Here is a 24,034-nt window from a genome sequence, read left to right as displayed (position 1 = left end):
AAAAAGGCTTGCTGCTGCAAGCCTTTGGTGTCGGGAATCAAGCCTGCTGACGGTGGATCTTTTCCAGCTTCTTCTTGATCCGGTCGCGCTTGAGATTGGATAGATAGTCGACGAACAACTTGCCGTTGAGGTGATCGCATTCGTGCTGAATGCACACCGCGAGCAGGCCTTCGGCGATCAGCTCGTAGGGCTGACCGTCGCGGTCCAGCGCCATGACCTTGACCTTCTGCGGACGGTCGACGTTCTCGTAGAAACCGGGCACGGACAGGCAACCTTCCTGGTACTGCTCCATCTCGTCGGTGAGAAACTCGAACTCAGGGTTGATGAAAACCCGCGGCTCGGACTTGTCCTCGGACAGATCCATGACCACCACGCGCTTGTGCACATTGACCTGCGTCGCCGCCAGGCCAATGCCCGGCGCGTCGTACATGGTCTCGAACATGTCGTCGATCAGCTGACGAATACCGTCGTCGACCACGTCCACCGGTTTGGCGATGGTACGCAGGCGTGGATCGGGAAACTCAAGGATGTTCAGGATTGCCATATGCGTTTGTGATGCACTTATGGAATAAAGTGAAAAGCCGCTGCTAAGATGCCGGGCAGCTTGTAAACGGCTTAACGCCGCTTTCCACAAGGGTTTCTGCGGCGCTAGGGCGCTTTACGTGAAGGCACATCATAAAGGGATTCACCACATGAGGAAATCACTACTCGCCCTGCTGCTGGTGGCGGTTGGCGGCATGGCGCAGGCCGCTGTGCAGCTCAAGGATAATCATCCGGAGCAGTACACCGTAGTGAAAGGCGACACCCTCTGGGATATTTCCGGGCGCTTTCTCAGCGAACCCTGGAAATGGCCAGAACTCTGGCACGCCAATCCCCAGGTCGAAAACCCTCATCTGATCTACCCCGGCGACAGCTTGAGCCTGGTCTATATCGACGGGCAGCCGCGCGTCATGCTCAACCGCGGCGCATCGCGTGGGACCATCAAGCTCTCCCCCACCGTACGTTCGACGCCCATGGCCGAAGCCATCAGCACCATCCCGCTGGAGGCCATCAACAGTTTTCTGCTGAGCAACCGCATCGTCGACAGCGCCGCCGAATTCGAAGCCGCGCCCTATATCGTCGCCGGCAACGCCGAGCGCGTCATCAGCGGCTCCGGCGATCGCATCTACGGGCGTGGCGAGTTCCAGGACGATATCGCCGTCTATGGCATCTTCCGTCAGGGCAAGACTTACGCGGATCCTGAGACAGGTGAGTTTTTGGGCATCAATGCCGATGACGTCGGAACCGCCGAGCGTATCGACATGGAAGGTGATATCGCGACTATGATGCTCACGCGTGTCACCCAGGAAGCACGCATCGGCGACCGCATGTTCCCCAGCGAAGAGCGCGCAGTGAACTCGACCTTCATGCCGAGCGAGCCGGAAGAAGAAGTTAACGGCGTGATTCTCGACGTGCCGCGCGGCGTGACGCAGATCGGTCAGTTCGACGTAGTTACCGTGAACAAGGGCGCGCGTGACGGCTTGAGCATTGGCAACGTACTGGCGGTGTACAAGACCGGCGAAACCGTACGCGACCGGGTCACGGGCGAAAACGTCAAGATTCCCGACGAGCGCTCGGGCCTGCTGATGGTCTTCCGCACCTATGACAAGCTCAGCTACGGTCTGGTGCTGCAAGCGACCCGCTCGCTGTCGGTGATGGACAAGGTCCGCAATCCCTGAGTTACCCGAGCCCCGCCGATGCGGGGCTTTTTCTGCTGACTGGCACCGTATGGATGCGGTGCGCCAAGACAAGGAACGTTTACGTGCCTGCGATCTCTCCTGCCGAACTCGAAGCCCGCCTGCGCCTCCATCTGCTGCCGGAGCTCGGCCCACGGCGCCTGCAAAAACTGCTCAGCGCTTTTCCCGACGCCTCTTCCGCGCTCAGCGCACCTGCAACTGCCTGGCGTGCCCTGGGGTTGCCGGCCAGCTGTGCCGAACCCAGGCGCAGCCCGGCGATACGCGAGCAGGCCGCTACGGCACTGAGTTGGCTGGAGCAGCCAGGCCACCATCTACTGATGTGGGACGATCCCGCCTACCCTGCTCTGTTGGCAGAACTGCCGGACGCACCGCCGCTGTTGTTCATCGACGGCGACCCAAGTCTGTTGGAGCGACCGCAACTGGCGATGGTCGGCAGCCGCCGCGCTTCGCGTCCCGGGCTGGACAACGCCACGGCGTTCGCACGAAGCCTGGCGAATGGCGGCTTCGTGATCACCAGCGGCTTGGCACTCGGCATCGATGGTGCGGCGCACCAGGGCGCGCTGGATGTCGCCGGCAAGACCGTGGCGGTGCTAGGGACGGGTCTGCAGCATCTCTACCCGCGCCGTCACATCGGTCTCGCCGCGCGCATCGTCGAAGCGGGGGGCGCACTGGTTTCCGAATTACCGCTGGACTGCGCGCCTCATGCTTCCAATTTTCCGCGTCGCAATCGAATCATCAGTGGACTGTCCCTGGGTGTCTTGGTGGTTGAGGCCAGCCCTTCCAGCGGTTCGCTGATCACCGCCCGGCTTGCGGCCGAGCAAGGACGCGAGGTCTATGCCATCCCCGGCTCGATTCATCATCCAGGCGCCCGCGGCTGCCATCAGCTGATCCGCCAGGGCGCGGCGTTGGTGGAAAGCGTCGACGACATCCTTCAGGCACTCCGGGGCTGGCAGCAGACAGCTCCTGCCAGCCAGCAGCAACCCGATCGACCGACCCATCCGCTGCTTGACCAGCTGCACGCTGCGCCAATGACCAGCGAGACCCTGGCCGGGGCGGTCGCGCAGCCGCTGGCGCAGGTCCTGGCGGAACTGACCGAGCTGGAGATCGAAGGGCTGGTCGCCTGCGAAAACGGAGTGTGGATCGCGCGAGCCGGTTGAGTGCAGCTGTCTCGCCACATGCGCTTGGGTACACTGCGCAGATCAGTCAGCGGAGGTGGCGATGGTCGGTAACTGGCGTGTGCAACAGGCGGCTCGGGCGGTCAGAAACGGCGGTGTCATCGCCTATCCGACAGAAGCCGTTTGGGGGCTGGGTTGCGATCCCTGGAACAGCGAAGCAGTGCACCGGTTGCTGGCGCTGAAGGATCGTCCGGTGGAGAAGGGTTTGATTCTGGTGGCTGACCGCATCGAGCAGTTCGATTTTCTTCTGGAAGACCTGCCCGAGCGCTGGCTGGATCGCCTGGCGGGCAGTTGGCCTGGTCCCAATACCTGGCTGATACCGCACCAGCAGCGCCTACCCGAGTGGATTACCGGCAAACATGACAGCGTGGCCTTGCGCGTCAGCGATCACCCATTGGTCGCGCGGCTTTGCGAGCTGACGGGTCCGCTGGTATCCACCTCGGCAAATCCCGCCGGGCGCCCATCGGCCCGTACACGTTTGCGCGTCGAGCAGTATTTTCCTCGCCAGCTCGACGCAGTGCTCGGTGGCCGGCTGGGTGGGAGGCGCAATCCCAGCACCATCCGGGATGTACGTAGCGGAGAAGTCATACGGGCAAGTTAGCTTAAAAGCAGTTTGAAGCCTGAAGCTGGAAGAAAAAGCCTGGGAGTCTCAAAGTACTTTCCAGCTTCCAGCTGCATTACGGCACCAGAATCGTCGACCCCGTAGTGCGTCCCTCGGCCAGCAGCCGCTGTGCTTCGGCCGCTTCACTGAGCGCAAAGCGCTGGCCGATCTCCACCTTGATCTTGCCGCTGGCGATCATTTCGAACAGCTCGGCTGCCATCGCCTGCAACCGTGGCGCCGTGTCCGCGTAGCCGGCCAGGATCGGTCGGGTAACGAACAGCGAGCCCTTCTGCGCCAGCACGCCGAGGTTGACTCCAGTCACCGCGCCCGAGGCATTGCCGAAGCTGACCAGCAGCCCGCGCGGCGCGACGCAATCGAGCGAAACTTCCCAGCTGCTCTTGCCCACCGAGTCGTAGACCACCGGACATTTCTGGCCATCGGTCAGCTCCATGACTCGCTGCACCACGTCCTCGCGGGTGCGGTCGATGGTGGCCCAGGCGCCCAGCGCCTTGGCGCGTTCGGCCTTTTCCGCCGAACCGACCACGCCGATCAGCCGTGCGCCCAATGCGTTCGCCCACTGGCAGGCAATCGAGCCGACGCCACCGGCCGCCGCGTGGAACAGAATGGTTTCGCCTGCCTGCAGCGGATGCACCTGACGCAGCAGGTATTGCGTGGTCAGGCCCTTGAGCATCACTGCGGCTGCCTGCTCGAAGCTGATCGCTTCCGGTAGGTTCACTAGATGCCGCGCCGGCAGCACGTGATGCTCGCCGTAGGCACCCAAAGGACCGGTGGCGTAGGCGACGCGATCACCAACCTGCCATTGATCGACGCCCTCGCCCACCGCCTCGATCACCCCTGCACCTTCGGTGCCCAGCCCCGAGGGCAGGCTCGGCGGCGCATACAAGCCGCTGCGGAAATAGGTGTCGATGAAATTCAGACCGATAGCGTGGTTGCGCACGCGAACCTCACCGGCGGCGGGGACGGGAACCTCGACCTTGACCTGTTCGAGAACCTCGGGACCACCGTGCTGGCTGAACTGGATACGCTGCGACATGAAGAGCTCCTGGCGGGCATAAAGGAGGCTATCCAACCCCTCCGGCGGGCATTCGTCAACCGGGCGGATGATATGCTTGCTCGCTTCATCGCACTGCCCTCCTCTTGCCAAGGTGATCTCGTGAACGACCGAACCGAAGCCGTCAAAGCCTACCTGCTCGATCTGCAGGATCGTATCTGCGCCGCGCTGGAAGCCGAAGACGGCGGCGCGCGCTTCGTCGAGGACGCCTGGACCCGCCCGGCCGGCGGCGGTGGACGGACCCGAGTGATCGAGAGCGGCGCACTGATCGAAAAAGGTGGGGTGAATTTCTCCCACGTGCACGGCAGCGGTCTGCCGCCCTCGGCCAGCGCGCATCGCCCCGAGTTGGCCGGGCGCGGCTTCGAGGCACTGGGCGTGTCACTGGTGATTCACCCGAACAACCCCTACGTGCCGACTTCCCACGCCAACGTGCGCTTCTTCATTGCCGAGAAGGAAGGCGAAGAGCCGGTCTGGTGGTTCGGTGGTGGCTTCGATCTGACGCCCTATTACGGCTTCGATGAAGACTGCGTGCATTGGCATCGGGTCGCCCGTGACGCCTGCGCCCCCTTCGGCGCCGATGTTTATCCGCGCTACAAGGAATGGTGCGACCGCTACTTCCATATCAAGCATCGCAACGAACCGCGCGGCGTTGGTGGGCTGTTCTTCGATGACCTCAACCAATGGGATTTCGATACCAGCTTCGCCTTCATGCGCGCGGTCGGTGATGCCTATATCGAGGCCTACCTGCCCATCGTGCGCAAGCGCAAGGCCATGCCCTTCGGTGAGCGTGAACGGGAATTCCAGCTGCTGCGCCGCGGTCGCTACGTGGAATACAACCTGGTCTACGACCGCGGCACGCTGTTCGGCCTGCAATCGGGTGGGCGCACCGAATCGATCCTGATGTCGCTGCCGCCGCAGGTCGCTTGGGGCTACGACAAGCACCCCGAGCCCGGCACGCCGGAAGCGCGGCTGACCGAATACTTTTTGACGGATCGCGACTGGCTGAAGCCTGAAGCTGGAAGCTGGGAGTAAAAAGCTTCAAGCTTCCGGCTTTAAGCTTCCAGCTAAGGAATCCCATGGATCGCTACGGCGTATTCGGCAACCCCATCGGCCACAGCAAGTCGCCGCAGATTCATCGCCTGTTCGCAGAGCAGACGGGCCAGTCGCTCAGCTACGAGCCCCTGCTGGCGCCGCTGGACGATTTCGCCGGCAATGCCCGTCAGTTCTTCACCGAAGGCCGGGGCGCCAACGTCACCGTGCCCTTCAAGGAAGACGCTTATCGGCTGGCCGATCAACTGACCGAACGCGCACGTCGTGCTGGTGCGGTGAATACCCTGCAGAAACTCGATGACGGCACCCTGCTAGGCGACAACACCGACGGCATCGGCCTGGTGCGCGATCTGCTGGATAACGCCGGCATCGATCTGCAGGGCAAACGCATCCTGTTGCTGGGCGCGGGTGGCGCGGTGCGTGGCGTACTCGAACCGCTGCTGGCTCAGCGCCCCAGCGCACTGGTGATCGCCAATCGCACCCTGGCAAAGGCCGAGCGGTTGGCCACGGAATTCGACGAGCTGGGTGCGGTGAGCGCGAGCGCCTTCGAGCAGCTGGAAGGCCACTTCGATGTGATCATCAATGGCACCTCGGCCAGTCTCGGTGGAGATTTGCCGCCGCTGGCCGAAGGCCTGATCCATGCCGGCGAAACCTTCTGCTACGACATGATGTATGACGCCAAACCCACACCCTTTTGTGAATGGGCCGCAGCACGCGGCGCGGTCACCCGCGATGGGTTGGGCATGCTGGTCGAACAGGCTGCGGCGGCCTTCGAGCTATGGCGTGGTGTGCGCCCGGAGTCGGCGCCGGTGCTGGCTGAGCTGCGCCGCCAGCTCGCGGCCTGACGGTGCGCACCAGTCTGTAGGAGGCGCGCCTCGCGGCGAATTCGGAACCTGCCAACACAAGAGCAAAAGCTTCGCCCCGCGGCGAATGCACGCCAATGGAACGGCACGACTTCAGGTAAGCGCTCCGAGCCGTCACCGCTTCACGAAACAGGCTTCAGATCAGATACGAAAGCGGATTTCCTGATGCAGGTGCTGCGGGTTCTCCAGCTCGTCGACCATGCCCGCCGCGATGCGTCGCAGCTGCACGCGACGGTCCTCGGTGTCCATCCCTTCGAGATTGGTGAAGTCTTCGATCGACAAATCCTCACCCGCGCTGTTGGCATCCACCAGGGTCCATTTCAGCGAATGCTCGGCGGCGAGTATTTGCAAGGCGGCCATGACTTCTGGCTCATCGGCATGGGCGGTGAAGTCTGCCACCAGCAGCAGGCGTTCGACGCCCACCTCACGTAGCCCTGACAGCAGCGTCTCCACCGCCTGATACAGATCCTGCGGCTGCCCCACGGCGGCGGCGCCTGGAGCGGTGGGAACCGAGGGGCTGTCGAACAGGCAGATCACCCCATGCATGCCGGCGACACTGCGCGCGACGCTGGTGGCATCGAACAGGTCGCCGGGCTTGGCCCGCAGTCCGGGACGCGCGGTCATCGAGTTGAGGTCGTTGACCAGCGCCACGGCTTCGTGCTGCCGGCTCAGCAACTCGCACAACAAGGCGTTGCCCAGGCTGGAATGAGCCCCGTACAGGGCGAACTTGAGGCGCGGCGTCTCGGCGTTGAGCATGAGCGGATGCCTCTAACGACTACCGACGTGTGGCCAGATAGCCAATCAGCGCCACTGCACCGGCGGCCAGCGCCAGAGTGCTCAGCGGATGTTCGCGTACGCAATCCTTAGCCAGGCGGCTGGCTTCGCGGCTTCGCTTGGAGAGATCACGATAGTGCGCGTCCAGATCGGCGTCGTGCCACAGCGACTCGGCACGCGAGCGCAGGGAATCGAAGCGATGCCGTGAACCACGGCTCGCGTCGTGCTTGAGCTCGTCGAGCGCCGTCATCAGGTTGTGGATCTCGCGCTCGATTTCGTCGCGTGTGGTGGGCTTGCTGAAGCGGGACATAATCGGTCCTCCCCGTTTGAATGTGCTGTTTGGACCCCATGGGCGGGCGAAGGTGCAGCCTCCCGGCATCGTCCTGGTAGGTAGCGGACCAGCAGCATCCGCGCGGGTTCCCGTCCGTCGGGCTGATTGGTTGGCTGCGCCCCGCTGCCGATAGCGAGGGAATGGCCCACCCGACTCCAAGCGAGGCTCGCAATGTTCTTCTACACTCTGCAGCGCTGCGTTGAGCGTCGCCACATTCGCGGAATAACAAGCGCAGCGGTATGCCCGCAAACTGGTGGTAACGGTGCCGAACGTGCAGAAATATAAGGCGCGGTTCGGGTTTATCTATAAAATGCGCGCCGCGTCTGTCGGCCTCGGCGCGTCTTTCTTCAATGCCAATTCATCGGTGTCCATTTTGAAATTTCGTCAATCCATCCTCGGCCTGCTGCTTGCTTGCGGCAGCGTCATCGCGTCTCCGGCGGTGAGCGCTGCCCCACAATCGACCGTGCAACAAGAGCTGGCCTCCAGCAGTGCCCTGCTGATCGATCTCAACAGCAACGAAGTGCTCTATTCGAGCAATCCCGACTGGGTGGTGCCCATCGCATCGGTGACCAAGCTGATGACGGCGATGGTCGTGCTCGATGCCAAGCTGCCTCTCGATCAACGACTGCCCGTTACCATCCGTGATGCGCAGGAAATGCAAGGCGTGTTCTCGCGGGTGCGTATTGGCAGTGAGATCAGCCGCCGCGAGATGCTGCTGTTGACCCTGATGTCCTCCGAGAATCGCGCTGCCGCCAGCCTCGCGCATCACTATCCGGGCGGTTACGCCGCATTTATCCAGGCCATGAACGCCAAGGCGCTGGCGCTGGGCATGACCCACACACGCTATGTCGAACCGACCGGCCTGTCCGAGCTGAACGTCTCCAGCGCCAGTGATCTGGTCAAGCTGCTCAAGGCCAGCCAGGGCTATCCGCTGATCGAACAATTCAGCACCACGGACGAAAAGACCGTCGCCTTCCACAAGCCCAACTACACCCTCGGTTTTCGCAACACCAACGCCCTGGTGCGCAAACCCGGCTGGAGCATCCAGCTAACCAAGACCGGCTTCACCAACGCCGCCGGCCACTGCCTGGTGATGCGCACCGTCATGGATCAACGCGAAGTGGCCTTCGTCGTGCTCGATGCGTTCGGCAAGTACACCCACATGGCCGATGCCAGTCGTCTAAAGAAATGGCTTGAGACCGGCAAGGTCACGCCAGTGGCGCCTGCCGCGCTGGCTTACAAGCAGCAGAAGCAGGCCGCGCGCCAACTGGCCGGGCAACCTGGCGATGCGGCGGCTGCGGTGCTTTCCGAGCGTTGAAGCGCCCCCGCGAGAAGGCGAGCCAAGACGCGTAGGAGCGAGCTTGCTCGCGAACAGGGCTGCACGACGCGGCAGTTCGCGAGCTGGCTCCTACACTGACTAACCGGCAACGAGCGTCTGGCTTCAACGCATCGCACTCTTGATGCAACGATGCCGGTGCGTCCGACTCAAACGACAACATCGTCCCTCAGCGCACCGGGAAACGAACGTCGCTATGAGCACACCAGACAGCAATTACATCGAATGGCTGGAAAGCCAATCCATGCTTCGTACAGCCCGCGAGCGGGCCCGTCTCTATGCCGGGCAAGCCCGACTCTGGCAGCGCCCCTACGCCCAGGCGCGACCGCGCGATGCGAGCGCGATTTCCTCGGTGTGGTTCACCGCCTACCCTGCCGCCATCATCACGCCGGAAGGCGGCTCGGTGCTGCAGGCGCTGGGCGACGACCGCCTGTGGAGCGCGCTTTCCGAACTTGGCGTGCAAGGCATTCACAACGGCCCGATGAAACGCTCCGGCGGTCTGCGCGGGCGTGAATTCACCCCGACCATCGACGGCAACTTCGACCGCATCAGCTTCGATATCGACCCCAATCTCGGCACCGAGGCGGAAATGCTGCAGCTCAGCCGCATGGCCGCCGCGCACAATGCCATCGTCATCGACGACATCGTCCCTGCGCACACTGGCAAGGGCGCCGATTTCCGGCTGGCCGAGATGGCCTACGGGGACTATCCGGGCCTGTACCACATGGTGGAGATCAACGAGGAGGACTGGCCCTTGCTGCCCGAGGTGCCAGCCGGCCGCGATTCGGTCAACCTCGCGCCGCCGGTGGTCGACCAGCTCAAGGACAAGCACTACATCGTCGGCCAGCTGCAGCGGGTGATCTTCTTCGAACCGGGGATCAAGGACACCGACTGGAGCGCCACCGGGGTTGTGACCGGCGTGGACGGCAAGCGCCGCCGCTGGGTGTACCTGCATTATTTCAAGGAAGGTCAGCCCTCGCTGAACTGGCTCGACCCGACCTTCGCTGCGCAGCAACTGATCATCGGCGATGCCCTGCATGCCATCGACGTGTCAGGCGCGCGCGTGCTGCGGCTGGATGCCAACGGTTTTCTCGGGGTCGAGCGCCGTGCCGAGGGCACCGCCTGGTCTGAAAGTCACCCGTTGTCGGTCACCGGCAACCAGCTGATCGCGAGCACCATCCGCAAGGCCGGCGGCTTCAGCTTCCAGGAGCTGAATCTGACTATCGACGACATCGCCAGCATGTCCCATGGCGGCGCCGACCTTTCCTATGACTTCATCACCCGCCCGGCCTACCACCATGCGCTGCTGACCGGCGACACCGAGTTCCTGCGGCTGATGCTGCGCGAGGTTCACGCCTTCGGCATCGACCCGGCCTCGCTGATCCACGCGATGCAGAACCACGACGAGCTGACCTTGGAGCTGGTGCACTTCTGGACGCTTCATGCCTACGACCATTACCACTACCACGGCCAGACTTTGTCGGGCGGCATCTTGCGCGAGCACATCCGCGAGGAAATGTACGAGCGGCTGACCGGTGAGCACGCGCCCTACAACCTCAAGTTCGTCACCAATGGCGTGTCCTGCACCACCGTGAGCGTGATTACCGCCGCGCTGGGCATTCGCGACCTGAACACCATCGGCGCGGCCGAGATCGAACAGATCCAACGCCTGCATATCCTGTTGGTCATGTTCAACGCCATGCAGCCCGGTGTGTTCGCCCTCTCCGGCTGGGACCTGGTCGGCGCCCTGCCGCTGGAAGCCGAGCAGGTTGCACACCTGATGGGCGACGGCGATACCCGCTGGCTGCACCGCGGTGCCTACGACCTGGCCGACCTCGCACCCGAGGCCGACGCTTCAACCGAAGGTTTGCCCAAGGCGCGCTCGCTCTACGGCAGCCTGGTCGAACAGTTGCAGCGCCCTGGCTCCTTCGCCTGTCAGCTCAAGCACATCCTCAGCGTCCGTCGCGCCTATGACATAGCCGCGAGCAAGCAAATCATGATTCCCGACGTCCAGACGCCAGGGCTGCTGGTCATGGTGCATGAGCTGCCGGCTGGCAAGGGTGTACAGATTACCGCACTGAATTTCAGCGCCGAGCCGATCAGTGAAACCCTCTGCCTGCCCGGCATCGCGCCCGGCCCGGTGGTGGACATCATCCATGAGCGGGTCGAGGGCGACCTGACCGACAATTGCGAAGTGACCCTCAACCTCGATCCCTATGAAGGGCTGGCGTTGCGCGTGGTGAGTGCGGCTTCGTCGGTGCTTTAACCGAGGGTGACGGCGTGACTGGCCCTTCGCCGCGCTAGACGGCGCGGCTATAGTGCGCGCCGTCCGGCACCCCTCGGTGCCGTCCGCATCTCTGATCCGAGAGTCATTCGCGTGCCCTTCACCGCTGCCCTTCGCCTGTTCCGCCAAGTATTGCTTGGCGCTGCCTGCTTTTACGCCACCGCGGCGCCCGCCCAGACCGCTTGCCCGCCGGGCGAGCAGCCCATCTGCCTGGGCGTTTGTGTCTGCCTGCCCGGCTCGCCACGCGATACCGAGGCGTTTTACGAGCAGGTGCAATGGCTGGCCGCCGCCGGACTGGAAACCTGGATACGCCAATCCCGTGACCAGCTGGCGCTACAGGAGAGCCATCCGATACCGCTGCATATCCGCTCGCAGCTTGAGTCGCGCTTCGATCTTGCCGTGCTGGAAACGGCACGTTACCGGGTGGGCGATGACGCCGTGCTCAACGCCGCCAATACTCTGCTGCAACACCCCGACGTCACTGCCGTGACGCTGATCGACATCATCGTCTTTCGCAACGAGGCGGATGCCCTCGACAACGTCGCGCTCTGGGCTCATGAGCTCAAGCACGTCGAGCAATATCTGCAATGGGGGGTCGGCGAATTCGCCCGGCGCTATACCCGCGACCATCGCAGCGTCGAACGCCCCGCCTACGCCTTGCAGATCGAAATCGAACGAGAGCAGACGCCTGCCACTGCAACCGGCCCGCGCCAGTAATCAAGCGAAGCCGCACAACGTTCGCCATGGGCATCAGCGAACAGTCGGTTCGTCGGCTGCGCAAGGAATATCGGAACCATCTTCGCGTTACCCCTCTCTGCTGAACAGGTGGGTCGACGACGTCCAAGGCAACGTTGCGGCCGATGCCGGCTTAATCCACACGGCGAGGTGAGCGAGATGAGCGACGAACAACGCATTCGTGAAAAGGCATACGAAATTTGGGAGGCCAAAGGCCGACCGGAAGGACAGGAAGGCGAACACTGGGCGCAAGCAAGAGACGAGATGGAGCCCTTCTACAAGGAAGGCGATGCCACGGCCGGCAGTGTTGAAAGTAGTGTCGCGATCCCTATGCCCAAGTCTTCAGACGAGCAAAAGTAAGCTCTACTTCCATGCGAGCCTGCGCCAAGCGGGCTCGCATCCTGCCTAGCCATACGTTTGATAACCCAAAAATAGCGATTCATCGGCGGCGACGCTTTGCCCGTCAAACGCATCGGTAACGTGGCGCGCACGCGTCTGGAATTGCGCACGCGGATCACCAACAAGCCGCTCGGCTTAAGCCAAAAGCGGCCACCACGACGGGGCATCCGGCCCGTCACCATGGAAGCTAAAGATGGCCCGCTTCTTCCCCATTCGGTCGCAATGCCAGTCCGTTGTGGCAACCGGACCGGCGCGGTCGCCTGGGCATAGGCCTGTCGATCAGCCGCCGCGGCACCCTGCCAGGGCCTTAAACGCCCTTTTCATTCGGCCTTGGAATATTCACCCCGTCCAGCGTGGAACGGCTTTCGCCCGCGCCATCGGTAATCACGCTAAAACTGCCATCGGTCTCCAGCACCACCGCCTCGATGCCATCCAGCGCGGCCAGCCCCTGACTGCGCGCCGCGGCACGCACCTCGTCCTGGGTCACCCGCGCCGCGCGCAAGGCGTCGCCGAGAAAGCGCCCGCGATAGAACAGCAGCGCCGGCTCACCCGTCACCGTACGCCGCACCCACGCCACCCGCACGCTCGACCAGGTGACCACATACTGCAGCCCGATCAACAGCGCGAAGGCCAGCACCCCCTCGGCCAGCGACACATTGCGATTGAGCAGAATCGTCGCAAAGGTCGACCCCAGCGCCACCGTTACCACCAGATCGAACGCATTCATTTTCGACAACGTACGCCGCCCCGAAAGGCGCAACAGCAAGATCAGGCTGATATAGGCCAGCACGCCAACCACCAGTGTGCGTATCAGCGTCGTTCCGCTACTGAAAAACATGCCTTCCATGATCACCTCCGCAAGTGGGTCATGCAGGGTGGACAGGGTTGGCAAGGGGAAAGTGCAAATGGCGCGAATGACCGCGCGTCAGGAGCCGGCGTGAAAAGTCGGGATTAATCCATCGTCTGCTTTACCCGTACGTAAGCAGTGGTTAATGTGCCATCACGCGCAGCACCTGCGCATTCGTTCACGGTTCCGCTGCGACGCTACGATCTGCACCGGTCCGCTACCAAGGAAGGTACAGATGGCGCGCTTCTTCCCCGTTCGGTCGCAATGCCAGTTCGATACGCCTGGCGAACGCCGCTTTGCCGAGCGGCTGGAAAAGCTGCTCGAAGACGACTACCTCTGCTGGAGCAACGTCCCGGTCGGCCCCAAGGCCCGCTACCCCGACTTCGTCGTGCTGCATCCGCGGCGCGGCATCCTTGTGCTTGAGGTCAAGGACTGGAAGCTCGCCACCATCCAGAGCATGAATCACGGCCAGGCCACCCTGCACACCAGCAGCGGCCTCAAGACCGTGGCCAACCCGATGCTGCAAGCTCACACCTACGTCAAAGAAGTCGACATGGTGCTGAAGAAGGACCCGCTGCTGCGCCAGAGCAAAAGCTCACCCCGGCCGGGCGAATTGATCATGCCGTGGGGCTGGGGCGTGGTGCTGACCAATATCACTCGCCGCCAGTTCGAACAGACCGACCTCCACGACGTGCTCGACCCGCAGCGTGTCATCTTCCAAGATGAAATGACCGAAACGGCCGATCCGGAAGCCTTTCAGCAGCGGCTGTGGAACATGTTCCCTCACGTGTTTCCCTGCACCCTGACGCTGCCGCAGATCGACCGCGTGCGCTATCACCTATACCCCGAGGTCCGCGTCAGCGCCCTGCCCGGCCAGTTTGGCTTGTTTGCCGATGGCGACGTGCCGATCCCAAGCCTCATCAAGGTGATGGACCTCCAGCAGGAACAACTTGCCCGCTCACTGGGCGAAGGCCATCGCGTTATCCACGGTGCGGCCGGCAGCGGCAAGACCATGATCCTCGGCTACCGCTGCGAACAGCTGGCCAAGGTCTCGCCCAAGCCGATTCTGGTGCTCTGCTACAACAAGTCCCTGGCAGGCCGGTTGTGCCAAGTGCTGGAGGAGAAAGGCCTGGGCGAGAAGGTCAGCGTGCGCAACTTCCATGCGTGGTGCTCCGACATGCTCACGGCCTACCAGGTGGACAAGCCCAGCCCGCGCCTGCCGGTCGGCCAGAAGATGGAGCAGATGATTCAGCTCACCATCGACGGCGTCGACCGTGGCCAGATCCCGCGCGCGCAATACTCCGCCGTGCTGATCGACGAAGGCCACGACTTCGCACCGGAGTGGTTCAAGCTCGTCGTTCAGATGGTCGATCCTGCCACCAACGCGCTGCTGGTGCTCTACGACGACGCCCAGTCCATCTACCGCGGTAAGGGCAAGAAGACCGGGCTGGACTTCAGCTTCGCCAGCGTCGGCATCCAGGCCCAGGGCCGCACCACCATCCTCAAACTCAACTACCGCAACACGCTAGAAGTGCTCTCGGTCGCCCGCGCCTTCGCCACCGAACTGCTCTCCGGCCGCGATGCCGGTGAAGACGGCGTCCCCATCATCGTCCCCGAAAGCGCCGGCCGCCGCGGCGCCTTCCCCGAACTCATCCACTGCGAAGGCCACTGGCAGGAATGGGACTGCCTCGTCACCCGCATCCGCGACGAACAGGCCAACGGCCGCGTGCTCAACGACATGGCCATCATCTACCGCAACAACGCCCAGGCCGAAGCCGCCGGACGCGCCCTGACCCAAGCCGGCATCGCCTACGCTTCAGGCACCAGTTCCAAAGGCCGCGGTGAACTCTACGGCAGCGAAGACAGCGTGAAGATCGTCAGCATGCACTCCAGCAAAGGCCTGGAATTCGGGCTGGTGCTGGTCCCGGGCCTGGGTGAAATGCCGAAGAAGGGCGAGGCCGAAGCGGATGAAGCGCGGTTGCTGTATGTGGCGATGACGCGGGCGATTGATCGGTTAGTGATGACGTATCAGGCGCATTCGGATTTTACGAAGAGAGTGCAGGAGGCGATTGGTGGGGTAAGGGAGGGGCTTGGGGAACTGCAGCAGAGATATGCGTGATTAAAATCAACCTGTTCTCTTATTTTTACAATGGGTATGTGGATATGGAAATTGCCAACAAGTTTGAATTGCACTATTACTTGAGAGATGGGGCGCACCAAATAAATGCGCTTCTTAGAAATAAGTGCGAGGCTGAGTTGTTAGCGATAGTCACAGAAATTGCTGCGATCTTAGATGTCGAGGCAGAGCTAATTGCAACTGCAGCAAGGGAAGGTGGTTTTCGGGATTTTTGGGACGTTATCAAAGGCAATGCGAATGCAATCACAGTGGTGCTTATGGTGGCCCAGCTGATGCTTACTTTAGCGCCCATGCTGCACAAGTCCGAGAAAGAGGAACTGGAAAAAGAGCTAAACAGGTTACTGATAGAAGAGGCTAAGCTAAATATCGAAAATTTACGGGAAGAGGCAAATGGATCAAGCCCTGCTCCTGAAAAAGCAGAAAATATTTCTAATAATCTTTCTAAAAATTTAAGAATAATCAAGCGAAAATCAAATTTTTATTCCATGCTTAGCCAGCGATCTGAAGTCACTAAAATCGGATTTGCTATTCTTGATTCGGACTTTGTTCCGCGCTTTGCAGAGCGACAGGTAGAAAGGCATGATTTTAGAAAGCATGTGCTAAATAGCAATAAGCTAAAAGCTGAAGAGGTCGAGGCAGAAATTGAGATAGTTTCTCCTGTATTAAAGGAAGGTAAATATAAGTGGAAAGGTTTGTACAACGGTCAGCCAATTGGCTTTGACATGCTAGATTTGGCTTTTAAAGATATGGTGTTGCTAGACAGTATTAGTTTTCAGCATGGGTCATCCATCCTATGTGTGTTACGTATAGAGCGCGAGCTAGACGAAGTTGGGGATGTTAAGATCACCGGATATGCTGTCACAACCGTGATTGAAAAAGTTGACGGTCCTTTATCGGTTGAAACAATACAAGGAAAAAAATACCGTCATGCAAAAAAATATATCGAAGGACAAGGCAGTTTGTTCATTTAAAGAATCGCCAATTGATAAAGCGAACGATTTGTTTGGCAGATTTTGTTATTTTAGGGGCAGGTACAGTTTTATCATCATTGATGGACCATCCTGCTGAAAAAATTGATATGTACCTGTTTTGTAATCAAAGCAACTACGTTAAAGCTTAATACTAGTGAGAGTGCTAAGAATATGATTGAAAACAAAGATGACCTTTACGAAGACCATTCCTCACAGTTAAATGTAGAGGAAGAGCAAGAAGAGTTAGATACTGAGTTCCAGATAGACGAGTATGACCTTACCGCAACGCCGAATGACTTCAATGTAATGACGATTAATAGTTTCATAGATTCTGGCTCGATAATCATACCGGGCTTTCAAAGAAACTTTGTTTGGGATATAAAGAAGGCATCCAAGCTGATTGAGTCGTTATTATTAGGTTTGCCAGTCCCTCAGCTATTTCTATATGAGAGTGGTAGAAATAAGTTTCTTGTTATTGACGGACAGCAGCGCATGATGTCCATTTTCTATTTCATTAAAAAAAGGTTTCCAAGGAAAGAAAAGCGCGCCGAAATCAGGAGAATTTTTACTGAGCATAACGGTATTCCTGACGAGGTTCTTGAAGATGACGAATACTTTCAGCCATTTAAGCTTATATTATCGAAAGTCGCGGACGCACATAAAAACAAATTTCATGGTTTAAATTACTCAACGTTGGGGGATTATAAGTCTCAGTTTGATCTGAGACCTATCAGAAATATCATCGTCAAGCAGAACGCCCCAAAGGACGGGGACTCTGCTATATACGAAATATTCAACAGGCTAAACTCAGGCGGTGTGAATCTACGACCACAAGAAATTAGAGCTTGTCTTTATCATTCAGAATTCTTCTCAATGGTGGCTAGGCTTAATTATCATCCGGAGTGGCGGAGAGTTCTAGGCATGCAGGATCTAGATATACATATGAAGGATAATGAGCTTTTAATACGTTGTTTCGCCATGGCTGACGCGTATAAAAGCTACAAGCCATCATTGGCAAATTTCCTAAATATTTTTTCAAAAAAAGCAAAAAAATTCGATGTTGAGCAAATCCTTTTATTAGAAAAGCTATTTATATCATTCCTACAATCTATCGCTGAAGTAGATGCTAGTTTGTTTGTAAGCTCGAAATCTAGAAGGTTTAATATTTTTGTTTTGGAATCTTTATTTGCGGTGCTCGCGAATAAACGACGTGCAGACCACGTTTTAATAGAAGCGAAAATTTCAAACGATGTAGTTTGCAGTATCCTTGATGACGATGGTTTCGCCGCAGCCTGTGTAGCTGGGACCATGAATACAGCTAACGTCATAAAGCGGTTTGAAGTCGTCGAAAGCTATCTCGGAGCTTGACTATGGATACTGTCCAAGTTCTATATGGTCAAGTTAAAGAAATCGATGAGTTTCTTATGGGAAGTGGTGAGATTTCATTGAAGAGTGCAGCTGACTCTAACTTCAGGAAGTCCGTGCTACTTGCGTCTGCCAGTTTTTTTGAGACCGAGATAACAAATATTATAGTATCTCTAGCCCAAGAAGTTACGAAAAACGATCACAGGATAGTATCTTTTGTGCAAAAGAAAGGCCTAGCAAGACAATATCATAGCCTATTCAATTGGGATTCAAAAAATTGCAATGCGTTTCTCGGTTTGTTTGGCGAAGATTTCAAAACTGAGTTTTGCAAGTTAATAACGATGGACGATGCGCTTGATAAAGCAATTAAAGCCTTTATTGAAATTGGAGCCGAGCGTAATAGGCTTGTACATCAGAATTTCGGGCAGTACACCATTGAAAAAACATCTGAGGAGATATATGAATTACACCTGCTGGCGAAATATTTCGTTTTAATGCTAAGGGCAGGGTTGGCGATGAAGCCCGATCCCAACGCTGATGATGCAGTTAATTAACAAAGCGAGGTAGCGAGGTAGCCTGGATGTGACGCGTGGAAAAGGCTTCGCCGTTTTCCACCCTACGCAATGGCGGGGCTTCGATCATGCAGGCGGGTGTGGCGACGTAGGGTGGACAACGCTTTTTTGTCCATGCGGCGATTACATGATAACAACGCCTCGCTTGAAACTCATGGAATGACATACCCGCACGCCGGGTGGTTCCTTGGATGGGCGGTGGGTTGAAGCCCACCTGACAAATCGACAGAAAGGAGGCATAGAAATACAGGTATGGATTTATCCATCCTATCTACCTCTGCTGGCCGCCCCTAATCGAATCCAAACATCATTCACAGCAGTCCGCTCATTCGTCCAGTGAGGGGACAGATCTATTTTCTGCCCCCTGTCGCGTCCTTAATATCCCGGCGCGTCTGAAATGGTCTGGCACCGCTGCGGCATTATGTCCGCCCGATTTCTATCCAGCCATGTCGCACTTAGCTTCAACTGCCCCCTCTTATGACTCACCCGTTCGGCACGACCTCATAAGGCGTATTGCTGAAGAAGATATTGCGCCAGTCCGGGCGCCATTGAGGGATGCTCAGGGTAAAGCCATGGGTGCGCTTGTCGAAGGCGATCCAGGTCACGCCCAGGCTTTGGTTGTCCTCGCTCGTCCGCATGTCCACTGAGCGGCTGGTAAAGAGCGGGCTGCGAAATACTTTCGACCGATCCGCACGGTCGACGATGCGCAGATACGACAGGCCACCGCCAGGGGCGAGCAGGCCCTGTACCGGCACGCTTTCGATCAAATGGCCGCCTTGCGGACTGACTTGCGAAACCGACGGCGGCGCGCTCAGTGCATCGTTAAGGCTCCAGCCAAAGAGCAGGGCGAGCGCGGCGAGAAGGCTGCATACAGCGAGAATGGCTTTATTCATGTCAGTGTTTCGGCAGGGTGATGGCGGGCGTGCCAGGTGGCAAGGGTTCGCGTAGCAGATCGGAAAACACGCGGAAGTCTCCGCCTCGTTTGTATCTGGCCCGGTAATCGGCGAAATGTCTGTTCAACACAAGCATGTAGCGTTTGCGCTGCTCGTCTATATAGCGCCTTTGGTTCTGCTCACTCATGTTGAACAACGACCGCTGCATGATGCCGCGGGAGACGGCATCGACGCCGGCATTGTGCGCCGTGGCCGCCAGCAGGCTGGGAGCGATGCCATCGAAGTTCCAGTAGCCCAGCGGCTGGCTGAACACCGAGCCGTCGTCGTTGAAGTCGTAATTGTCCTCGGCATAGAACAGCAATGTTCTCGGGCGAAACAGGATGCGATCTGCATGAACCTCTACGTCGCCCTCGGCCGCCACCCGCAGGTTGAAGTCCGCCAGCGCTCCGCGCAGGTCGTTGAGACCTTCGCTGCTCCATTTGGAAAAGGTGATCGCGCGTGAGTTGAAGTAGCCGAAGCGCTCCACCGCGCTCGCCAGGTTCGGGAAAACCAGGCGATGGCAGCCGAGCCCCTTGTCGCCATAGGCCTTGAGCAGATGTTTACGAATCTCACCCATGGCGGCGGCGTTGTTCCAGCTTCTGCGCAGCTCGGCGAGAACCGGCTGGACCTTTTCGAAACCGGCCACCCAACTCATCTTGACGATGCTTTCCTCGATGTACTGCGCTGGGGGCCATTCGGCGTGCTCCTTGACCCGCTGCGACATGCCGCCATTTTCCGTTGGCCAGGGTTGCCCCTGAAACCAGTGGCGCATCAGCGCGGCGGAAACCGGCCAATCGATGGCATCCATGGCTGCCGGAATGTCAGTGATCTTGAATAGCCTGGCCTGAACGGGGGTGCCTTGCGTATTGCTCGCAGGGCTCAGGTTCGATTGTGCGACTAATGGCTCCGTGCTCGACATGCTGCGCCCTCAGCCAATGTAGATTTCGGTTTGTGGCGCGAACTCGACGGACACGGTCTCGGCCGTGTAGGCCGCGGCACGTTTGGTCTTACCGTGCTCATCAGTGACCCCTTCGATGACGTTGCCGGAGGCCGTCTTCAGCTTGTAAGGGCGGTTGGCCAAAGGCAGACCGGTATCGCTATCGCTGAGCACAAAATGCTCGTCCAACTGGTTAGGCATCGGCGCTGGCGCGGTGAAGGGCGCCGTGCTCACCGACGAGCCGACCAGGATGTTGCCGGAGCCAGTCACGATACTGCCTCCGTGCGTGGTGGGGCTGCCGAGGAATGCAACCGGCTTGCCGTTAACCAAAATCGTGGCTTCGCCTTCTGATATCGCGCCACCGCAGTTACTGGTGTCACCGACTCGGGCAGCAGGTAGGTTGTTGAACAAGACGTCCGGCGAACCAACCGCTATCGGGTTGGAACCGTGACCGGGGATAGGGCAGGAGTGGGTGTCGGATAAGCGGGCAGCGGGCTTGGCCATACGAGTTCCTTTCGTAATCCATGAGTGAGGCTCAAGACCCTAACAAGTCTGGCGGAGCTCATCGACTCCGCCATCCCAAGGAGTCCAACTTGTTAACGTTTTCGCCAGCTGATGGCGCTGCCGAGGGCGCTTTGCGTCAGCCACCGCGAACCAACAGGAAAAGGGGACAGACTTATTCATCTGTCCTCTTCGCTTGCTCGTCGCTCCGAATCAGATCCAAACATCATTCTCAGTGACGTAGGGTGGACAACGCTTTTTTTGTCCACTCGGCGATCAGATATTGGCGACGCCATGCTCGATACTGCATGCGATGTCCGCGTGCTCGCCCGGAGGGTGCCTTGGATGGTTGGTGGGCTGAAGCGGAACGCCGCCCGGCCCACCCTACAGATTGTTTGAGCAGGAAAGCGGCAGAACTTTATTGATCTGCCCACACGCCTTTTTTGGCAGCTATGGATTAGATCCAAACATCATTCACCGCCGTCCGCTCATTCGTCTCATCACCAGTATTCAACACGCCCCTGGGCTCAATCAGCAGCAGCTTCACCTCCTTCGGCGCATGGGGCTTGTGCTCTATCCCTTTCTTCACCACATACATCTCACCGGCGCGCACGGTGACCTCACCGTCTCGAAACTCGATCACGAGCTCGCCCTCCAGCACGATGAAGGTTTCATCGGTGTCGGCATGCTGATGCCAGATGAAATCGCCCTCTAGCCGGGCGAGTTTGAACTGGTAGTCGTTCATTTCGGCGACGACCTTTTGTGCCCATTGGTCTCGGAACAGCGCAAATTTATCGGCGAAGTTGATGGCGGAGTAGGGAGGGTTCTGAGTGTTCATGGCGGGGCTCGCGAGTGGGGTGCGGTAGTTGCCCACTACGCTATCGCTGTACCGGTCGATCCGTATTGCATGATCGTGCAAGCACCGATTGGGTGGGCTACCGGTGCTTGAGCATCTTCAACCAACGGGCAGGGGATATGCCGAAGGTCTGGGTGAACAGCCGGGTCATGTGGGCTTGATCGAAAAAGCCGCTCGCAAGCGCCGCATCGGTTAGCGACTGACCTGCCAGCATTCGGTTGCGTGCCTCGGCAAGGCGCCGTTGGGTGATGTAGCGGTAGGGGCTGGTGCCGTACAGCGCACGGAAATCACGCGACAGGCTCCAGCGGTCGCGACCGCTGGCCTGCACCAGGGCATCCAGGGTGATGCCTTCGCCCAGTGCGTCATGGATGAACGCACGGGCCCGCTCAGCCGCCACGTAATCAACGGCCTGACGTCCCCGTGGCTTGCCCGCCGCAGCCTTTAGCGCTTGCGCCAGGTCGTAGATGGCGTCGTCTTCTTCGAGCGGGTCGAGTGCGGCGTCCAGGCTGTAAAGCAAGCGCCGGGTGGCTGAAAGCAGCCGAGGGTCATTCGACAGCCCGCCCGGTATGAAGGGCAACGGCTCGCCGCCCAGCACGTCCTGAATCAACGACGGTTCGATGTAGAGCATTCGATAGCGGAAGCCGGCCTCTGTACCGGCCTCGCCATCATGGACCTCGTCCGGGTGGAGCACGATCGTGCCGCCCGGCAGGCTATGCCGCATCGATTGTCGATAATGAAAGCTCTGCACGCCCGACAACGTGGTGCCGATGGCGTAGGTGTCGTGTCGATGGGGCGTATAGCCGTGACCGCGGAAATAGGCTTCGATGCGCTCCATCTTCGTCGAGGGCGTGGCGCGCGCAAGCCAGTCGCGGTCTGTGCTGAGTCTGTTCATCGCGCTGCGCTACATAGATACGAGGTTGAAGCATACCCATCGAAAGGGGCGCTTGTTAGCGTGGTCTCTGTGTGGCGGATTGCTTCGTAAGATGAGATTGCCGCAGCTGCTTCCGTGGTATATCGCGAGGCGCTTCCATCTCATAAGTTTCTATCCGCTACCGCATCCATGTTTCTCTGAGCGCTGAATTACCAACCGGCTGAATGATAGGTAGGGTGCGCCGGGCTGCGATCTGCTTTAGCCCACGAGAATGGCTACCGAGCACAACGTCCGTATGCCGAGCACAGCGAAGTGGCAGCTAGCTAGTCGTGCGAGGCAGGGCGCCCAGGTTCAAGGGCAGCGGTGTACCCAGCCAAGCCGCGTACTCGGCATGCTCTCGGTAGGCATCCCGCGTTTCGGGATGGATCAGGATGGAAAGGCCACGCTGGTTGCACATCAACCACGGCAGTACGCTCGGCATGTCCGCTACTGAAATGGCCAGCTGATACATCGGCTGGCTATGCGGTCCGACGGGGCGTTCATGCCAACGCCCGATTCGCACGTCCGGGTATCGCTCCGCGATCTGCGAGCGAATCCACTGCGCCGTCTGCTCCTGTTCGCTGGTCATGAAATAAACGTGTGCGTGGTACCCACAGATGCTTTCAAAGTCTGCCATTTGCGTCGACATGGACGTATCAGATTCTTTCACTTGCCCTCCGGACGGGTCATGTTTGTAGGTAACTAAGGTGTAGGGACCGATAGTTTCAGTGCGCTGCGTGTAAGCGTGGATCAAAAGTACAAATATCGGGGTATGGCCGATTGCGTTTCGTGTGACGGAATCGCCGGAGGCGCTTACGTCGTTAACCGCGACACGGCCGCGGCCATCGCCCCCGCACCGGATACGCCCATCCGAACGTTGAATTACGCTCCGGTTGCTCGTCATTCAGCTATGTGGAGCGGGCGCAACCTGTGCGTTTATCTTTGCAGCAACAGGAGTGCGTCAAATAGCGCCGAGCGTCTGTCGTATCATGCCCGACCGCAACCGCTACTGACCCCTCCCATGACCACCCTCGAACTCATCGCCTCCGCCCTCGGCGTGCTTGCCGTCTGGCTCACCGTGCGCCAGAACCCGCTGTGCTGGCCCATTGGGCTGGTGATGGTGTCGCTTTATGGCTGGTTCTTTTTCGAGGCGCGCTTGTATTCGCAGGTGTTACTCAACGGTGTGTTCGCCGCCATGCAGCTGTATGGCTGGTGGCAGTGGACGCGGGGTAGCGGAGGGGACGGCGGGCGGCCCGTGGTGGGTGCGACGGCACTGGAGGTGGGCGCGGGACTGCTTGTGGCGACGCTGGGCAGTGTCGGGCTTGGGCTGTTGATGGCGACGGCTACCGAAGCGGCCTATCCCTGGCCGGATGCGGCCTTGACGGCGTTCAGCCTGCTCGCACAGCTGTGGATGGCGCTCAAGCGCTGGCAGTGCTGGGTATTGTGGATAGTGGTGGACGTGCTCTATGTAGCGTTCTTCCTCTTTCAGGCGTACTGGCTCACCGCGGGGCTGTACGGGTTGTTCACGCTGCTGGCGGTGATGGGCCTGCGTGAGTGGCGGCAGGCGAGGGCGACGGTTCAGTAAGATCCAGTGCTCGCATGCACCTAGAAATGCAGGGTGGGCTTCAGCCCACCAGAACGGTGTTGTCT

The 24,034-nt window shown here is 59.3% G+C and carries 25 protein-coding genes; 14 read left to right on the top strand and 11 right to left on the bottom strand.

Translation table 11 applies throughout. From position 1 onward, the window contains the following. Nucleotides 1-37: 37 nt before the first annotated feature. On the bottom strand, nt 38-544 hold the full coding sequence (gene def / locus NA647_RS02905; RefSeq protein WP_256056340.1) for a peptide deformylase: 507 nt from the start codon (nt 542-544) through the stop codon (nt 38-40). Nucleotides 545-692: 148 nt separating this feature from the next. Between def and NA647_RS02900 the strand changes: the two genes are divergently transcribed. The 3 genes from NA647_RS02900 to NA647_RS02890 all read left to right on the top strand — a co-directional run bounded on the left by NA647_RS02900 (nt 693) and on the right by NA647_RS02890 (nt 3,512). Beyond that, nucleotides 693-1,718 carry a LysM peptidoglycan-binding domain-containing protein gene (locus tag NA647_RS02900; protein ID WP_256056339.1) on the top strand — a complete coding sequence of 342 codons (1,026 nt, stop codon included), beginning with the start codon at nt 693-695 and terminating at the stop codon, nt 1,716-1,718. A gap of 83 nt (nt 1,719-1,801) precedes the next feature. Then, nucleotides 1,802-2,893 (top strand): DNA-processing protein DprA, encoded by a 1,092-nt coding sequence (gene dprA, locus NA647_RS02895; protein WP_256056338.1) that lies wholly within the window; start codon nt 1,802-1,804, stop codon nt 2,891-2,893. A 61-nt stretch (nt 2,894-2,954) separates the two neighbouring features. Next, nucleotides 2,955-3,512 carry an L-threonylcarbamoyladenylate synthase gene (locus NA647_RS02890; RefSeq protein ID WP_256056337.1) on the top strand — a complete coding sequence of 186 codons (558 nt, stop codon included), beginning with the start codon at nt 2,955-2,957 and terminating at the stop codon, nt 3,510-3,512. 76 nt (nt 3,513-3,588) lie between these two features. Here NA647_RS02890 and NA647_RS02885 read toward each other — a convergent pair whose 3' ends face one another. Further along, on the bottom strand, nt 3,589-4,566 hold the full coding sequence (locus NA647_RS02885) for a quinone oxidoreductase family protein (RefSeq protein WP_256056336.1): 978 nt from the start codon (nt 4,564-4,566) through the stop codon (nt 3,589-3,591). A gap of 120 nt (nt 4,567-4,686) precedes the next feature. Between NA647_RS02885 and hemF the strand changes: the two genes are divergently transcribed. Next, nucleotides 4,687-5,616: an oxygen-dependent coproporphyrinogen oxidase gene (gene hemF / locus NA647_RS02880; RefSeq protein ID WP_256056335.1), complete on the top strand. Its 930-nt coding sequence runs from the start codon at nt 4,687-4,689 to the stop codon at nt 5,614-5,616. 44 nt (nt 5,617-5,660) lie between these two features. Then, the gene (gene aroE, locus NA647_RS02875; protein WP_256056334.1) at nt 5,661-6,479 is read left to right on the top strand and encodes a shikimate dehydrogenase; all 819 of its coding nucleotides are present in this window, start codon (nt 5,661-5,663) and stop codon (nt 6,477-6,479) included. 159 nt (nt 6,480-6,638) lie between these two features. On the opposite strand, the gene NA647_RS02870 is transcribed toward aroE, so the two are convergent. Both NA647_RS02870 and NA647_RS02865 read right to left on the bottom strand, forming a co-directional pair. Continuing rightward, a complete protein-coding gene (locus NA647_RS02870) occupies nt 6,639-7,253 on the bottom strand; it encodes an NAD(P)-dependent oxidoreductase (protein WP_256056333.1) in 615 nt (204 codons plus the stop codon). A gap of 19 nt (nt 7,254-7,272) precedes the next feature. After that, nucleotides 7,273-7,581: a DUF883 family protein gene (locus tag NA647_RS02865; protein ID WP_256056332.1), complete on the bottom strand. Its 309-nt coding sequence runs from the start codon at nt 7,579-7,581 to the stop codon at nt 7,273-7,275. 394 nt (nt 7,582-7,975) lie between these two features. On the opposite strand from NA647_RS02865, the gene pbpG reads away from it, so the two are divergent. The 4 genes from pbpG (at nt 7,976) to NA647_RS02845 (ending at nt 12,317) form a co-directional block, all read left to right on the top strand. Then, nucleotides 7,976-8,920 (top strand): D-alanyl-D-alanine endopeptidase, encoded by a 945-nt coding sequence (gene pbpG, locus NA647_RS02860; protein ID WP_256056331.1) that lies wholly within the window; start codon nt 7,976-7,978, stop codon nt 8,918-8,920. 214 nt (nt 8,921-9,134) lie between these two features. Continuing rightward, nucleotides 9,135-11,204: a maltose alpha-D-glucosyltransferase gene (gene treS / locus NA647_RS02855; protein WP_256056330.1), complete on the top strand. Its 2,070-nt coding sequence runs from the start codon at nt 9,135-9,137 to the stop codon at nt 11,202-11,204. 111 nt (nt 11,205-11,315) lie between these two features. Next, nucleotides 11,316-11,939: a DUF4157 domain-containing protein gene (locus tag NA647_RS02850; protein ID WP_256056329.1), complete on the top strand. Its 624-nt coding sequence runs from the start codon at nt 11,316-11,318 to the stop codon at nt 11,937-11,939. A gap of 177 nt (nt 11,940-12,116) precedes the next feature. Further along, entirely contained in the window at nt 12,117-12,317 is a 201-nt protein-coding gene (locus tag NA647_RS02845; protein WP_256049469.1) for a DUF2934 domain-containing protein, read from the top strand. A 346-nt stretch (nt 12,318-12,663) separates the two neighbouring features. On the opposite strand, the gene NA647_RS02840 is transcribed toward NA647_RS02845, so the two are convergent. Further along, a complete protein-coding gene (locus NA647_RS02840) occupies nt 12,664-13,203 on the bottom strand; it encodes a DUF421 domain-containing protein (protein WP_256056328.1) in 540 nt (179 codons plus the stop codon). Between the two features lie 235 nt (nt 13,204-13,438). Between NA647_RS02840 and NA647_RS02835 the strand changes: the two genes are divergently transcribed. The 4 genes from NA647_RS02835 to NA647_RS02820 all read left to right on the top strand — a co-directional run bounded on the left by NA647_RS02835 (nt 13,439) and on the right by NA647_RS02820 (nt 18,230). Continuing rightward, nucleotides 13,439-15,322, top strand: a complete 1,884-nt coding sequence (locus tag NA647_RS02835; protein ID WP_256056327.1) for a 3'-5' exonuclease — start codon at nt 13,439-13,441, stop codon at nt 15,320-15,322. Then, nucleotides 15,319-16,311, top strand: a complete 993-nt coding sequence (locus tag NA647_RS02830; protein ID WP_256056326.1) for a hypothetical protein — start codon at nt 15,319-15,321, stop codon at nt 16,309-16,311. Before NA647_RS02835 ends, NA647_RS02830 begins: the two co-directional genes overlap by 4 nt. Nucleotides 16,312-16,482: 171 nt before the next feature. Continuing rightward, nucleotides 16,483-17,679 (top strand): DUF262 domain-containing protein, encoded by a 1,197-nt coding sequence (locus NA647_RS02825; RefSeq protein WP_256056325.1) that lies wholly within the window; start codon nt 16,483-16,485, stop codon nt 17,677-17,679. Nucleotides 17,680-17,681: 2 nt separating this feature from the next. Beyond that, the gene (locus NA647_RS02820; protein WP_256056324.1) at nt 17,682-18,230 is read left to right on the top strand and encodes a HEPN domain-containing protein; all 549 of its coding nucleotides are present in this window, start codon (nt 17,682-17,684) and stop codon (nt 18,228-18,230) included. Between the two features lie 500 nt (nt 18,231-18,730). Here NA647_RS02820 and NA647_RS02815 read toward each other — a convergent pair whose 3' ends face one another. From NA647_RS02815 to NA647_RS02790, 6 genes are all read right to left on the bottom strand, one after another. After that, a complete protein-coding gene (locus NA647_RS02815; RefSeq protein ID WP_256056323.1) occupies nt 18,731-19,141 on the bottom strand; it encodes a hypothetical protein in 411 nt (136 codons plus the stop codon). A 1-nt stretch (nt 19,142) separates the two neighbouring features. Beyond that, complete coding sequence (locus tag NA647_RS02810; RefSeq protein ID WP_256056322.1) at nt 19,143-20,099, bottom strand: DUF6402 family protein; 957 nt, start codon at nt 20,097-20,099, stop codon at nt 19,143-19,145. A gap of 9 nt (nt 20,100-20,108) precedes the next feature. Next, nucleotides 20,109-20,621, bottom strand: a complete 513-nt coding sequence (locus NA647_RS02805; protein WP_256056321.1) for a PAAR domain-containing protein — start codon at nt 20,619-20,621, stop codon at nt 20,109-20,111. A gap of 454 nt (nt 20,622-21,075) precedes the next feature. Next, the gene (locus NA647_RS02800; protein ID WP_256056320.1) at nt 21,076-21,456 is read right to left on the bottom strand and encodes a cupin domain-containing protein; all 381 of its coding nucleotides are present in this window, start codon (nt 21,454-21,456) and stop codon (nt 21,076-21,078) included. Nucleotides 21,457-21,553: 97 nt separating this feature from the next. Then, nucleotides 21,554-22,366: an AraC family transcriptional regulator gene (locus NA647_RS02795; protein WP_256056319.1), complete on the bottom strand. Its 813-nt coding sequence runs from the start codon at nt 22,364-22,366 to the stop codon at nt 21,554-21,556. 298 nt (nt 22,367-22,664) lie between these two features. Further along, nucleotides 22,665-23,021, bottom strand: coding sequence for a DOPA 4,5-dioxygenase family protein (locus tag NA647_RS02790; protein ID WP_256056762.1), 357 nt, complete (start codon nt 23,019-23,021; stop codon nt 22,665-22,667). Nucleotides 23,022-23,405: 384 nt separating this feature from the next. Between NA647_RS02790 and pnuC the strand changes: the two genes are divergently transcribed. Beyond that, the gene (pnuC, locus tag NA647_RS02785; protein ID WP_256056318.1) at nt 23,406-23,969 is read left to right on the top strand and encodes a nicotinamide riboside transporter PnuC; all 564 of its coding nucleotides are present in this window, start codon (nt 23,406-23,408) and stop codon (nt 23,967-23,969) included. Nucleotides 23,970-24,034: the final 65 nt, after the last annotated feature.

Origin of the sequence: Stutzerimonas stutzeri, assembly GCF_024448985.1 — a bacterium.
In the GTDB taxonomy this organism is placed as follows: Bacteria; Pseudomonadota; Gammaproteobacteria; order Pseudomonadales; family Pseudomonadaceae; genus Stutzerimonas; species Stutzerimonas stutzeri_AP.
Note: the sequence above shows the minus strand (reverse complement) of the source record. Positions and strands in the feature narration are given on the sequence as shown.